Origin of the sequence: Vibrio zhugei, assembly GCF_003716875.1 — a bacterium.
GTDB classification, from domain to species: Bacteria; Pseudomonadota; Gammaproteobacteria; order Enterobacterales; family Vibrionaceae; genus Vibrio; species Vibrio zhugei.
The window spans coordinates 2363646-2377864 of sequence record NZ_CP033078.1 but is presented as its reverse complement, the minus strand read 5'-3'; the positions used below and the strand labels follow the sequence as shown (position 1 = coordinate 2377864).

The window sequence follows — 14219 nt, the reverse complement described above, 5'->3', positions numbered from 1 at the left end:
GATATTTTTGCTTTGGATTAATCTTTGTGCTTTTTTATCTGGCAACGTAGAATCTATCCATAATCCATTGAAACCGATTATAGTAGATACTCTGTCGAGTCGGAGTTCCATTCATGAACAATGAGAGTGATATGTACGCTTTAGAATTAGAACAATTGCGTAAAACGTATTCTGGCGGGTTTGAAGCTTTAAAAGGCGTCAGTCTAAAAGTAGAAAAAGGCGATTTTTACGCATTATTAGGGCCTAACGGTGCAGGAAAATCGACCACGATTGGTATCATTTCTTCCTTGGTGAATAAGACATCAGGACAAGTAAAAGTGTTTGGTTATGATATTGACCAAGACTTAGAACTGGCAAAACAAAAAATAGGGTTGGTTCCTCAAGAGTTCAATTTTAATCCTTTTGAAACCGTTGAGCAGATTGTCATGCAGCAAGCGGGATACTATGGGGTTAAAAAAGCGTTAGCGCAAGAACGGGCCAAGACCTATCTGTCTCAGTTGGATCTATGGGGTAAGCGCAATGAGCGAGCTCGCAATTTATCTGGGGGCATGAAACGTCGGTTAATGATTGCACGGGCATTGATGCATGAACCTGAGCTGCTCATTTTAGATGAGCCGACCGCGGGCGTGGATATCGAGTTACGTCGTTCAATGTGGGAATTCATAGAGCGAATTAATCGCGATAACGGTATTACGATTATTCTAACGACCCACTATTTAGAAGAAGCGGAAAGCCTCTGTCGTCATATCGGTATTATTCATCATGGTGAATTGATTGAAAATACCACGATGAAAGCGTTACTTGGCAAGCTAGCGGTAGAAACCTTCATTTTGGATGTCGATAATATTGACGCATTGGGTGAGCTAGATGGCGTACGTAAACAAACCATTACTGACGGTTCGATTGAAATAGAATTAGAAAAATCTCAAGGCTTGAATCATGTATTTGCACAGCTTACTGAGAAAAATATTACTGTGTTATCAATGCGTAATAAAGCGAACCGTTTAGAAGAATTGTTTGTCGGTATTATTAACGGAGAAAGGTAGTCAGCGTTATGTATCAAATATATTGGACTGCTTTTTGCAGTTTATTACGAAAAGAAGTGAAGCGTTTTATGCGTATATGGGTACAAACGATTGTACCGCCAGCGATTACCATGACGCTTTATTTTATCATTTTTGGTAATTTGATTGGCTCTCGTATTGGGCAAATGCATGGTTTTAGCTATATGGAATATATTGTTCCTGGTTTAATCATGATGTCAGTGATCACCAACTCCTACTCGAATGTGGCTTCATCCTTTTTTAGTGCTAAGTTTCAGAAAAACATAGAAGAACTATTGATAGCTCCGGTTCCAACCTATGTCATTATTTTGGGGTATGTGATGGGCGGCGTTTGCCGAGGATTACTGATTGGTATATTGGTCACAGGGGTGTCATTGTTTTTCGTTGATCTCCAAGTTCAGCACTGGTGGATCATTGTTGCGACGGTGTTTATGACGTCCGTTGTGTTTGCTCTCGGTGGTCTCATCAATGCGATTTTTGCCCGTTCGTTTGACGATATTTCGATTGTGCCTACCTTCGTGCTAACACCATTGACGTATTTGGGAGGGGTCTTTTACTCGATCAGTCTATTGCCAGAGTTTTGGCAAGGGGTTTCCAAGATCAACCCAATTGTGTATATGGTCAATGCTTTCCGTTACGGATTTCTAGGTGTTTCTGATGTGGCGATTAGCACTTCCTTCGGTGTATTGGTCATGTTTGTTATCGCGCTATACAGTGTGTGTCACTACTTATTGGCAACCGGACGCGGTATTCGTAGCTAACCTAATGTCGCAATGATAAAAAAAGCCACCTTATAAGGTGGCTTTTTTAGTTTATGCGACACACATTACGCACTAGCGGAAGGCGCGTCAGTCTTTGTTTCAGAATTTAAATCAATGACTTGGTTATCGATTAAACGAACGTTGCTAAGGTAAGCGGACATCAGAATCACGACTTGCGTACTCGCATCGGTTATCGGCTCTAATGTTTTCGCATCGCGAATATGAATTTCGTCCGGTTCGATATCAGCCGCACGCAATTGGTCTTGTGCATCTTCTATCAAGGAGGCAAAATCTCGGCGACCACCGCGTACTGCATTGCATACCCAACGCATCGTCCGAGAGATAGCAGGAGCACGTTGTCGGTCATCAATCGATAAGCGGTTATTCCGCGAGCTCATGGCTAATCCATCAATTTCACGTGCCGTTGGCACATTAATGATGGTGATGTCCATACAGAGATCGGTCACCATTTGGCGAATAATTGCCAGTTGTTGATAGTCCTTTTCACCAAAGCACGCAACATCGGGTTGGACAATATTGAACAACTTGCCAACGATGGTCGTTACCCCACGAAAGTGCCCAGGTCGAGCGGCGCCTTCCAATATAGAGGATAGGCCAGGGACATCAATATAGGTTTGTTTGTCCATGCCTTGTGGGTACATGACCTCAGGGGTTGGGGTAAAGACTAAGGTTGCACCAGAGTGCTCCAACTTGTTTAAATCGTCTTCAAGCGTGCGAGGATAGCGATTCAAGTCGTCTTTATTATCAAACTGCATTGGGTTCACGAAGATACTGACGATGACAATATCAGCTTGTTCATGGGCCTTTTTGACTAAATTTAAATGGCCTTCATGCAGGTTACCCATGGTGGGAACCAAGGCAATACGGTGTCCATCTTTTTTAAAGCGTTTGATTTGTTCACGCAGGGCTGAGATTTCAGCATAAGTTTGCATGCATGACTCCTTAAGCTAGGGTATGTTCAGCGTCAGGGAAAATCCCTTGTGCTACTTCATCAATGTATTGGGCAACGGCTTTTCTCATATCACCACTTACCGCAAGGTAGTTTTTGGAAAACTTAGGGATATAGTTAGCCGAAATGCCGAACATGTCATGCATCACGAGAATCTGTCCGTCAGTATGACTGCCTGCACCGATACCAATGACTGGAATGGTTAAGGCTTGAGTGATGGTTGCTGCTAAACTGGCTGGTACGCATTCAAGCACCAGCATTTGTGCCCCTGCTTTTTCAAGCGCCAGCGCATCATTTAATAAACGCTCTGCTTGTTCTTGTTCTTTGCCTTGAACTTTATAGCCACCATAAATATTGACAGACTGGGGCAATAATCCTAAGTGAGCACAGACAGGAACCGAGCGTTGGGTCAGGGTAGTAATTGTCTCGGCGAGCCAGGCTCCTCCTTCCATTTTTACCATATTTGCCCCCGCTTGCATGAGCGGTGCCGCATTTTGGCAGGCGTCTTGAGGGGTGGCATAACTCATAAATGGCATGTCTGCCATTAATAAGCAATTTGGACTGCCTTTTCTGACAGCACGAGTATGGTAAGCAATGTGCTCAATGCTGACCGATAACGTGTCATTTTGTCCATGCAATACCATACCAAGTGAATCACCGACAAGAATGACAGGCATTGCTTGGCTTTCAAAAAGTTGCGCAAAGCTTGCGTCGTAGGCGGTGACGCTGGCAAATTTATGCCCCTGCGTCTTCCATTTGCGCAGGTCATTAATTGTGATTGGTTTCATGATGTTTGATCCTTACTCGTTGGCGAAATTAGTCACGCCAAATACTCAAACCATTACGCGGTACTGTTGCTAGTACAGATTGGAGTGAGACGCCATCAGGAAGTTGTAATTCAGGGGCAATTTCAGCCAGTGGATAGAGAACAAACTCCCTTTGTTTCATTCCATAATGCGGAACGGTTAACCGTTCATTGTCGATCGTCTGCTGTCCATAGAGAATAATATCTAGATCCAGAGTTCGTGGGCCCCACCGTTCATCTTTACGTACTCGGCCATGTTCCAACTCAATAGACTGAGTACAATTTAACAATTCAAGCGGTGATAAATCGGTTTTGATTTCCACAACGGCGTTGATGTAATTCGGCTGATCTTGTGGGCCCATTGGGGTACTACTGTACAGGGAAGAGGCCTGCATAAACTGCGACTGAGGCAGAGTTTTTAATGCTTCAATCGCGTGTTGAGTTTGTTGTACGGGATGATTTAAGTTACTGCCGATAGCAATGTATACAGTGATCATGAATCGGTTTTACTCTTTTTCTTTTTATGCGGTGTTTTACGACGACGAGGACGGCTCTTGTTGGATTTGCCTTTACCAAGGTCGTTCACCATGCTGTCACGCACTGTGCGTCCTGATGATTGAAAATGATCCCACCATTTGGCCAGTTCTTGCGTTTCGCCCCCTTCAATTTCGCCACGCATTTGTAGGAAATCAAAGCCTGCACGGAATTTGTTTAATTCCATCAAGCGGAAGGCACGTTTACCATTACGGCGAGGCAGACGTAGTTGTAATTGCCAGATTTCTCGAATGGTTGATGTGTGACGACGTGGAATCGCGATGCTTTTGACCATACGGTCAAGAATGCGGTTGCTGGCTTCCATCACGGCATCATAATGATTGAGTTCGTTCTCATCGATCAATTGCTGAGCTTGTTCCATCATCGGATACCACAGCATCGCGGCAAACATAAACGCTGGATTGATGCGCTTGTTATCTTCAATGCGTAAGTCGGTAGAGTCGAGAGACAAATCCAACATTTGTTCGGTTAGGCTTTCATGCTCTTCGGTAAAGTGCTCAGCAACGACCGGGAATAACTGTTGAAACAACTGGTATTCACGCATCAAGTGATACGTTTCTAATCCATGACCTGACTGCAACAGTTTCAACGACTCTTCGTACAGGCGTGCGGACGGAATGTCACGTAACAATGATGCCAAGCGTTCAATCGGCTCTGCGGTGTCTTCTTCAATATCAAAATCGAGTTTCGCCGCAAAGCGAATCGCACGCAGCATCCGCACGGGATCTTCACGGTAGCGCGTTTCAGGATCGCCAATTAAGCGAATAAGACGATCTTCAAGATCTTCTACGCCACCGGCATAGTCATGGATACTGAAGTCAGCAATGTTGTAATACATGGCATTAATGGTGAAATCGCGACGTTCTGCATCTTCGTCTTTGGTGCCATAGACGTTGTCGCGAAGCAGCATACCTTGCTCTGATTGAGAGGAAATCTGCGGTGTATCTTGTTCAACATGGTGACCGCGGAATGTGGCGACTTCGATAATATCGCGGCCAAACATGATATGCGCTAAACGAAAGCGACGACCAATAAGACGACAGTTACGAAAGAGCTGACGAATTTGCTCTGGAGTCGCATTGGTGGTCACATCGAAATCTTTGGGGGTCCCGTTCAGCAGGAGATCGCGGACACCACCACCCACTAGGTATGCTTCATATCCAGCGCCATGCAATCGATAAAGCACTTTTAGGGCATTTTCACTGATTGACTTGCGTGACACGCTATGTTCTTCACGTGTGATTATGTTCAACGCTAAGTTGGGATAAACGCGATGTTCGCGAGTTTGTAAATCTTTGTTATTCATCTGTATTCAGCAATGATTAATAGGGCGGATTTCACGTCTCTGACTCAAATGCATTGTGACGGAAACGGCGCGAATTAGTGGCTAATAATAGCCTAGTCAAGCCCATTTGAGAATCATACGATAATGTGGTTCTCTGCGGGTAATTGTTGTATGCACCAGTGATGGATGCCCCATTGAAGCATCTGCTCAATAGTGCCGCTTTGAAAATTTTTTGGTAAATCAAAACCTAAAAATGTCATAGCACGCATTAATGTGGATTTTGCTTTGTTTGGATCAATGGGTTGTGCGTGATTTTGTTTGGAAAACTTTTTTCCACTGTCATCCATCGCTAAGGGTAGATGAAGGTAACGAACCGGCGATTGTCCCAGTGTGTGATACAAGCTGATCTGCCGTCCTGTTGGTTCGATTAAATCTGCACCACGTACAACTTCCGTGACCCCTTGCGCAATATCGTCGATGACGACGGCAAGATTATAGGCAAAAAGACCGTCACGACGCTTAATGATAAAATCTTCGTGAGCGAGCTGTTTAGGAATGCTGACGTTTCCTTGATGTAAATCAGAGAACGACTCTACAGGATTCTGCATAAATAAGCGAATGGCATGATGCTGCGAAGGGGGGAGAGCTCGTTGTCGGCAGAGCCCGGAATAGAACCCACCATTAGCTTTAATTTGTTTTCGCGTGCACTGACAATAGTAGGCTTGACCGTTTTTTAGCCATTCATCTATTTGTGCTTGATAGTGTGCATGACGCTGGCTTTGATAGACGACCTCCCCATCCCATTCAAGACCAAATTGTTCTAGAGTCTGAAGAATATGCGTCGATGCGCCAGGCATTTCTCGCGGAGGATCGAGGTCCTCGATTCGGATTAACCATCGCCCTTGATTTGCCTTCGCTTGAAAGTAACTGCCTAGTGCAGCGATAAGCGATCCAAAGTGGAGCAAACCGGATGGAGATGGAGCAAAGCGACCAACGTAATTCATAACTTGTACTGGAGAATAAAGACAACCAAGGGCCCATTATAGCGGAACACGCGTTGAGGTGCAGCTATCGTACGTTCTCATAAGAAAAATGGGAGCCTGAGGCTTAATGCTTGTAAGTTAAGAGGCATTTAACATCTTTTAGAAGGCCTGGTCGCATAGCGACTGGGCCTTCTTTTTACTGCTCTTGGATAGCTTCGTTCTCTCCTTTCTGGCAGCGTAAAACTCTCAGCCATATCTAAGATGTAATTCATCACCTCCGGGACCCTTCCCGGTGCCACTGACGGCAGTTGCTGTAATTGCCCTATTAAGAACAACGAAGCTTGTTTGAACCCTATCTGGTAAGGCATGACCTTGTTTTGATCGTAAGCCATTTGGCACATCAAGAACCTAAGTAAGTTGTAAGCCAGCAGCATGCCCCATAATTCTTGTTCTACTAGCTCAGGCTTTTTACTTCTTAGGGTTAGGGTGTTTTGCAGCATATATTGCTTCATTTCTCGATAACCAAGTTCGATTTCCCACCGATGGCTATATAGCTCGGCTATGTCTTGCCCTGGGTAACGCAAGGGATCTGTCATTGAGGTTAATAACCGAACTTCCTTCCCCTTTATCGTCTTGGTGATTAATCGAGCCTCGAGTGTTTCTGGTGCATCGTGCCACTTCTTCTTCGCTTGTGGGGATAGCGTTAACTCAACCAGCTCTTGACCACGTCCTAATTGGCGAAGTGTCGTGTATTGCGCCCCTTTACGCATGGGAATTAGCCAATGTCTTTCTGTCCCTGTTGTCTGCCAACGGTGTAAAAGCCCTAGCGCATAAAAACCTCTATCGAAGATAGTCAGGCTATTATCTGGTGATTGCTCTATGAGCTCCGTTGTTAGGTCCACTTCACTTGTTGATGTGGAATCGAACGAAGCGCTATTTAGAAGATGACTAGTCAGTTCCATGTGGCAGACCATGCGCACTTGAGGATATTCGGACGAGCACTTTTGATTCCGAGTCCGACTGAATGTCTCACCGTTTTCTTTCGTATCTGGCGTTCGCCAGACGACGCCGTCGACAGCATGAAGCGTGAGTCCATGCCAGTCTGGATGAGGCGTTTTATCATGCCAAATCTTCTGTGTTTGAGTAAAAACGGATTTCATGACATCGGAGCCCAACCGTTGTCTGGCTTGGATGACGGCACTTGGAGCAACAAATGGCTTCTTACCTGGAAGGAGGATATCCAGTTTCGACACAACTTTCTCCATAGACAAGTGACGATATAAAGACATCCCAACGACACTCCATACCATCATCTCCATAGGCAATCTTCGTCTACGAACTGTGGTAATTCCGGTATCTTCTAAACATTGCGAAATGAGTTCAGGGGAAAGTAGGTCAGATAACCCCGAAAGTTGTTCAGCAGAAAATTTGTGTACTTGGTTAAGTGCTTGTCTTAAAAACATAAAAAAATCCGAGTGCATGAATACACTCGGATTTTGACACGTTAGATGGATCCTTCAACCGATCATTTTAGTCTTAACTGATCGGCATTAGAGCCTGAGGCTCCCATTTTTCTTTGGTGATTAACCTAACATTTGCTTTTCTTTAATTTCAGCCAATGTTTTACAGTCAATACATAAATCTGCGGTTGGTCGTGCCTCAAGACGACGCACCCCAATTTCGACCCCACATGACTCACAGAAGCCAAAGTCATCTTCGGTAATTTTATCGAGTGTTTTCTCGATTTTCTTAATCAGACGACGTTCGCGATCGCGGTTACGCAGTTCTAGGCTAAATTCTTCTTCTTGTGATGCACGGTCAACAGGATCTGGGAAGTTGGACGCTTCATCCTGCATATGGTGCACGGTGCGATTGACTTCAGCTCTTAATTGGTCACGCCAAGCTTCGAGAATTTTTGTAAAGTGAGCTAATTGTTCAGGTGACATGTACTCTTCACCTGGTTTTTCTTGGTATGGCTCAACACCAGCAATGGCTAGGATGCCTAGCGTTTTCTTTTTGGACTCAAGCATAAAGCATCTCCTACTAACACCTAGTCAACTGCATAAGCAGCATTATTTAAGGCGGGTATCTATAGCAAAAAGAAGATGGAGTAGCAATTACTCATTTTCAAATTTGTTGCAGGTGTGAACCTATTAACAAGTTTTTGGTATACGAGTCATGAATTCTAGCGGAGAAACTAACGTGATTTCATCCTGCGAGAATATGGCTTTGTAACAAAGCACCTCAACACCAGCTTCTAGTGCCATTAATAATAATTGTGAATAATCCGCGTCTATATGGAGCGCAGGAGAGACTTTTTCAATCCCTGAATGCAAAACAGCATACAAAAGTACGGCTCTGCTTCCATTTTTTGCCACTTCCATGAGTTCACGTAGATGTTTTTGTCCCCGCTTCGTTACGCTATCAGGGAAAAAACCTTGGCCTATAGTGTCGTCTTTGGGGGCGTTTGCCAAATTATTTTCGTCAAGAAGAGTCACACTTTTCACTTCTACGTAGCAAGGGGCGCGATTTTCATCGGTTAATAAGATATCGATGCGACTATTTTCCTGACCATAGCGGACTTCTGTGGCCAACTTATCGTAGCCTTGTAATTCGGTAATGGCGCCATTATGAATGGCTTCCACCACTAAGTGATTGGCTAGGCTCGTATTGACGACAATATGATGGCCATCAAGGGTCTCGGTAATTTGCCAACTGTTAGGGTACTTGCGTTTTGGGTTGTCTGAGGTGGAATACCATACGGTCGAGCCTGGCTCTGCGCAGCCCGTCATAGCACCGGTGTTGGCACAATGCATGGTGAGTGATTGCTGCTCTTCGGTGACAACATCGGCAAGGAAGCGTTTATAACGTTGGATGAGTGTTGCGCGCTGTAATGGGGGCGAGAAATGCATAATTGAGTCCAGTGGCTGTATTTATACTGTTTTTCTGTACAATAGTCTGGGTATTTAATCACAAGGAGTTTGACTTGTCACAGTTGCCGATTATTGACGTATTGCCAAAGTTGTTGACCGCCTTGTCTCAGTCATCTCAAATTATTTTAAAAGCGCCTCCGGGGGCGGGGAAGTCCACCCACTTTCCTTTATCTTTGCTTGAGAGCGAGATAATCAGTGGCAAAATTATTATGTTGGAGCCGCGTCGCTTGGCTGCTCGTAACATTGCTCACTACCTCGCATCGCAACTCAATGAAACCATTGGCGAACGTGTTGGGTACCGGATGCGGGGGGAACAAAAAACGGGGCCCAATACTCAGTTAGAGATTGTCACGGAAGGTGTGATGACGCGTCTGTTGCAAAACGACCCTGAATTGACCGGGATCGGGTGCCTGATTTTCGATGAGTTTCATGAGCGCAGCCTACCAGCGGATACCGTGCTGGCCTTTAGTCTGGAATCTCAGGCCGTATTTCGTGATGATCTGAAAATTGTTGTCATGTCTGCCACGCTTGAACAATCGGAATTTCAACAGGTGCTGCCTGATGCCACCTATATCGAATCGCAAGGTCGACAGTTTCCTGTCGATGTTCATTATCGCCCTGTCAAAGCCAATGAACGGTTATTGGCCGTGATGGCGAATCAAATTCAGCAATGGATGCAGAGAGAGTCGGGCTCTTTGTTAGCATTTTTACCGGGTGTCGGTGCGATTCGTCATTTACAAGAATTACTCACCGAGCGCTTATCGAGCGACATTGACGTGTGTCCTTTGTACGGTCAACAGTCGCTACAAGCACAGCAACGGGCTATCGCTCCGGCCGCGTCATCCCGGCGTAAAGTGGTATTAGCCACCAATATAGCGGAAACATCTCTGACCATTGAAGACATTCATATGGTTGTCGATAGCGGTTTAGAAAAAGTGGCCCGTTTTGATTTACGTACTGGCATGACTCGCTTAGAAGAAGTCTCGATTGCCCAATCGTCGGCTCAACAAAGAGCCGGGCGTGCAGGCCGCTTGGCGGCCGGTCTTTGTGTGCGTTTGTATAGTGAAAGTCACTATCAGCAACAGCCGTCCATGCCAGTTCCTGCTATATTACAAAGTGATCTCAGTAGTTTAGCGCTTGAGCTTGCACAATGGCGCGCCGCCACGCCCCATGAACTTGCCTGGATCAATCCTCCGCCTGATACGGCATTTGACTACGGACGCGCTTTACTGCGTCGCTTAGGCTTGATGACGGCGGATAACCAATTAACCGCGATGGGACAAGATGCGCAGCAGTTGGCTATGGAACCGCGTATTGCCGCGATGTTACTGAAATCGCAAGGTACAGAGTTATTGGGAAGCGCCATTGCATTAGCGGCACTTTTAGAAGAGCCAGAAAAAAACACCTTGGATATGCGTGATAGTTTTCTGCGATGGCGCGATGGCGCGCACCTCAAGCAGGCCCGTGTACAGGCGAGAGCGAAGCAGTTATCCGCTTTGCTCGAGTGCGACTTTGTTTTGGCCGATATAGAGGCCGAGTCATTGGCTGTGGTGGCGTGTTTGGCCTTTCCAGATCGTATTGCGCAAGCACGCGGGGCTCAAGAGGGGCGTTTTCTTTTAAGTAATGGTCATGGTGCTGAGCTTGCCAATCGAGAGTATGTTAACGAGGCCGACTATTTGGTTGCTCTTGATGTGATGCGCTTAGCACACGTAACACGACTGGTCAGTGTGATTCGGCTGCCCATCGAGAGACTTACGATGACCTATCCAGAGTTATTTACTCTGGTGGAGTCTGTTGATTGGGATGAACAGCGTGGCAAGTTGTATGCGGAAGAGCAATATCGGTTAGGAAAACTGATCATTGACAGAAAACGTTTGCCTGAGCCTGGGCAAGAAAAAATGACGCAAGCTTTGCTTAATTATGTCGCGCGCCAAGGCTTGAATGTATTAGAGTGGGACGAGCAAGCGACAACCTGGTTGAGCCGAGTTCGTTGTGCCATTGCATGGTTACCACAAGAAAATTGGCCTGATATGAGTGATGAGGGCTTGCTGGCTGACCTTGATGAATGGCTTGCTCCCTATTTGTTGGGGATAAGCAGCGCGGCTCAGTTAAAGCGCGTATCTGTTCATCAAGCGTTACAGGCGCGTTTAGGCTGGGCATTGAGTCAATCTCTTGATCACTGGTTACCGCCTTTTCATTGCGTGTCGACTGGCCATCGTTATCCGATTCGCTATCAGGAAGGGCAGCCTCCGATACTCTCGGTGCGTATCCAAGAAGTTTTCGGGGAGCAAGCGTCACCCGTCATCGCTCAGGGCACGCAAACGGTCGTAATGGAGTTACTCTCACCAGCACGAAGACCCATACAAATAACGCGAGACCTTGCCGGCTTTTGGCAGGGCTCGTATCGCGAAGTACAAAAAGAGATGAAGGGACGTTATCCCAAGCATATATGGCCAGATGATCCTGCTCATCATGTAGCCACAACGAAAACTAAACGACAATTGAATTCATGACTAAGAAACCGACTCCGAAAAAAAAGAAATCTCCCACAACCCTGGCTTCGTCTCCCTCTCGTACTCAGTCTTCACGACGTCAATGGCTATGGGGTTTTACGTGGAAATTTGCCATCGCAATGGCGGCCATATTGTTTTTTGCTGGTTTGTACTTAAACAGCATCGTGAAACAAAAGTTCAGTGGCCAATTATTTCAGATCCCAACCGTGGTATACGCGCGTATTCTCACCTTAGAGCCTGGGATGAATATCAGTTTAAAAGAAGTGCGTAATGAGCTGGATGTTTTAAAGTATCGAAAAGTGCGCCATCCTCGTTACCCTGGGGAATATTCGGCCTCATCCACACGACTGGAGATGATCCGCCGACCGTTTGAATTTTCTGATGGCCCAGAACCATCTCGTCATGTCATGTTGGCCTTTAATGATAGTGGGTTAACGCACATTAAATCATTGGAAAAGCGCGGTGAACTGGGGTACTTGCGTCTGGATCCTAAGATGTTAGGTATGCTGGAAAAAAATACGCCGGAAACGCGCCTTTTCTTGCGCCGTGACCAATTTCCAGAGCTGATGGTTGATGCGCTGCTGACGACCGAAGACCGCAATTTCTATAAGCATGATGGTGTTGCGCCACTGGCGATTTTACGCGCCTTGATTGCCAATGTGCGGGCAGGGCATACCGTGCAAGGTGGGAGCACCTTGACTCAGCAATTAGCGAAGAACATTTTCTTATCGAGTCATCGTACATTATGGCGTAAATTACGTGAGGCCTATATGGCACTCATCATTGATTACCGCTATAGCAAAGACCGTATTTTGCAGGCGTACATGAATGAGGTGTACATGGGGCAAAATGGTCGGGAAGCGGTTCACGGCTTTGGGTTAGCCTCACGCTTGTATTTTGGCCAGCCATTGCAAGAATTGCGTATTGATCAGCTCGCGCTGCTCGTGGGGATGGTGAAAGGGCCGTCTTACTACAATCCGATTCGCTATCCAGAACGTGCTCATGAGCGCCGCGATTTGGTGCTTAAATTGATGATGGAACGCAACATTTTGTCAGCGCATCAATATGAGCAGGCGGTCTCTCGCCCATTAGATGTGCAAAAGCATCCACACATTGCCAGTCGACAGCCCGCTTACTTTGAGCAATTGTCTCGGGAATTACGTGATAAAGTGGGGAACGCTTATAAGAAGGAAACGGGAATTCGGGTGTTTACATCTCTCGATCCGGTCTCTCAAGTGGATCTTGAGCGAGCGATCGCCCACAAAGTTCCCACACTGACAAAACGTAACGGTGATCAATTAGAAGCGGCCGCCGTTGCGGTGGATCGAAAAACGGGCGAAATCCGTGCTATGGTTGGCGGCAAACGTGTGGGGTATGATGGCTTTAACCGAGCACTGAATGCAAGCCGACAGATTGGCTCACTGGCGAAAGGCGGCGTGTATTTAACGGCTCTCGCTCAGCCCGATAAGTACAATCTTGCGACCACTTTGGAAGACAAACCGATCACCTTAAAAGGTGATGAGGGCAGTGTATGGAGTCCACGTAATTTTGAACGCAGTTATCGTGGCAATGTACCGTTATATCTGGCATTGGCAAAATCGTTGAATGTGCCGACCGTCGCGCTGGGGATGCAGTTAGGCATTGATAATGTGGTGAATACCTTGGTGAAGCTTGGTGTACCTCATAAAGAAATTCGCCCGGTCCCTTCGATGTTTTTAGGATCGTTTACATTGACGCCATTCCAAGTCGCGCAAATGTATCAAACCATCACTAATTCAGGCCGAAAAGCGAAACTGTCGGCGTTACGTTCGGTGTTGGATTTGAAGGGGAATGTACTTTACGAGTCGATACCTAAAGTGTCTCAAGCCGTTCCGCAGCAAGCGGCATGGCTAACGACCTACGCGATGAAGCGTGGTGTTCTAGAAGGCACGGGACGCTATTTGCAACATCAATTTTCATGGGCGGCTTTAGCTGGAAAAACTGGCACCAGCAGTAATACCCGTGATAGCTGGTTTGTTGGTGTGGATGGGCGAGAGGTCACGACAGTCTGGGTAGGACGTGATGATAACCACTCAACCTATTTGACCGGCGCCAGTGGCGCGTTGCGTGTGTATGCCGACTACCTTGGGCGTCGTATTCCACAGAAATTGATTTTACCTTGGCCTGAGGGGATTCGTACCGTAGGCTTTGAACGTTCCAGTGATGGTGAATTGGTCGTCGATTGTGATAGTCAGTTTAAATTGCCGATATGGGATGAGCAGGATCAGTGGCAATCAAAATGTGATCATGACTCAACGGGTTGGCTGAAAAAGCTGTTCAGTTGGTAAGACATTTATCCATGAATAATAAA

12 protein-coding genes are annotated in these 14219 nt (G+C 46.2%); 4 read left to right on the top strand and 8 right to left on the bottom strand.

All coding sequences use genetic code 11. The annotated features are described in order from the left end of the window. The first annotated feature begins 131 nt into the window (after nt 1–131). Together EAE30_RS16145 and EAE30_RS16140 are read left to right on the top strand one after the other, a co-directional pair. Nucleotides 132–1046, top strand: a complete 915-nt coding sequence (locus EAE30_RS16145; RefSeq protein WP_123016833.1) for an ABC transporter ATP-binding protein — start codon at nt 132–134, stop codon at nt 1044–1046. Between the two features lie 8 nt (nt 1047–1054). Then, nucleotides 1055–1825 (top strand): ABC transporter permease, encoded by a 771-nt coding sequence (locus EAE30_RS16140; RefSeq protein WP_123016832.1) that lies wholly within the window; start codon nt 1055–1057, stop codon nt 1823–1825. Nucleotides 1826–1890: 65 nt separating this feature from the next. Here the strand turns inward: EAE30_RS16140 and panC are convergent, their stop codons facing one another. The 8 genes from panC to sfsA form a co-directional block, all read right to left on the bottom strand. After that, nucleotides 1891–2778, bottom strand: a complete 888-nt coding sequence (gene panC / locus EAE30_RS16135; RefSeq protein WP_123016831.1) for a pantoate--beta-alanine ligase — start codon at nt 2776–2778, stop codon at nt 1891–1893. Between the two features lie 10 nt (nt 2779–2788). After that, nucleotides 2789–3583: a 3-methyl-2-oxobutanoate hydroxymethyltransferase gene (panB, locus tag EAE30_RS16130; RefSeq protein WP_123016830.1), complete on the bottom strand. Its 795-nt coding sequence runs from the start codon at nt 3581–3583 to the stop codon at nt 2789–2791. Nucleotides 3584–3611: 28 nt separating this feature from the next. Beyond that, nucleotides 3612–4097 carry a 2-amino-4-hydroxy-6-hydroxymethyldihydropteridine diphosphokinase gene (folK, locus tag EAE30_RS16125; protein ID WP_123016829.1) on the bottom strand — a complete coding sequence of 162 codons (486 nt, stop codon included), beginning with the start codon at nt 4095–4097 and terminating at the stop codon, nt 3612–3614. Next, entirely contained in the window at nt 4094–5461 is a 1368-nt protein-coding gene (gene pcnB, locus EAE30_RS16120) for a polynucleotide adenylyltransferase PcnB (RefSeq protein ID WP_123016828.1), read from the bottom strand. The genes folK and pcnB overlap by 4 nt, the downstream gene beginning before the upstream one ends. A gap of 113 nt (nt 5462–5574) precedes the next feature. Then, complete coding sequence (gene gluQRS / locus EAE30_RS16115; RefSeq protein ID WP_123016827.1) at nt 5575–6444, bottom strand: tRNA glutamyl-Q(34) synthetase GluQRS; 870 nt, start codon at nt 6442–6444, stop codon at nt 5575–5577. 128 nt (nt 6445–6572) lie between these two features. Continuing rightward, nucleotides 6573–7886, bottom strand: a complete 1314-nt coding sequence (locus tag EAE30_RS16110; RefSeq protein WP_123017299.1) for an IS4 family transposase — start codon at nt 7884–7886, stop codon at nt 6573–6575. Between the two features lie 120 nt (nt 7887–8006). Continuing rightward, nucleotides 8007–8453, bottom strand: coding sequence for an RNA polymerase-binding protein DksA (gene dksA, locus EAE30_RS16105; protein ID WP_123016826.1), 447 nt, complete (start codon nt 8451–8453; stop codon nt 8007–8009). Nucleotides 8454–8576: 123 nt separating this feature from the next. After that, nucleotides 8577–9335, bottom strand: coding sequence for a DNA/RNA nuclease SfsA (gene sfsA, locus EAE30_RS16100; RefSeq protein ID WP_123016825.1), 759 nt, complete (start codon nt 9333–9335; stop codon nt 8577–8579). A 74-nt stretch (nt 9336–9409) separates the two neighbouring features. Here sfsA and hrpB point away from each other — a divergent pair, with 74 nt between their 5' ends. Next, nucleotides 9410–11869 (top strand): ATP-dependent helicase HrpB, encoded by a 2460-nt coding sequence (hrpB, locus tag EAE30_RS16095; protein ID WP_123016824.1) that lies wholly within the window; start codon nt 9410–9412, stop codon nt 11867–11869. Further along, entirely contained in the window at nt 11866–14196 is a 2331-nt protein-coding gene (gene mrcB, locus EAE30_RS16090) for a penicillin-binding protein 1B (protein ID WP_123016823.1), read from the top strand. Before hrpB ends, mrcB begins: the two co-directional genes overlap by 4 nt. Nucleotides 14197–14219: the final 23 nt, after the last annotated feature.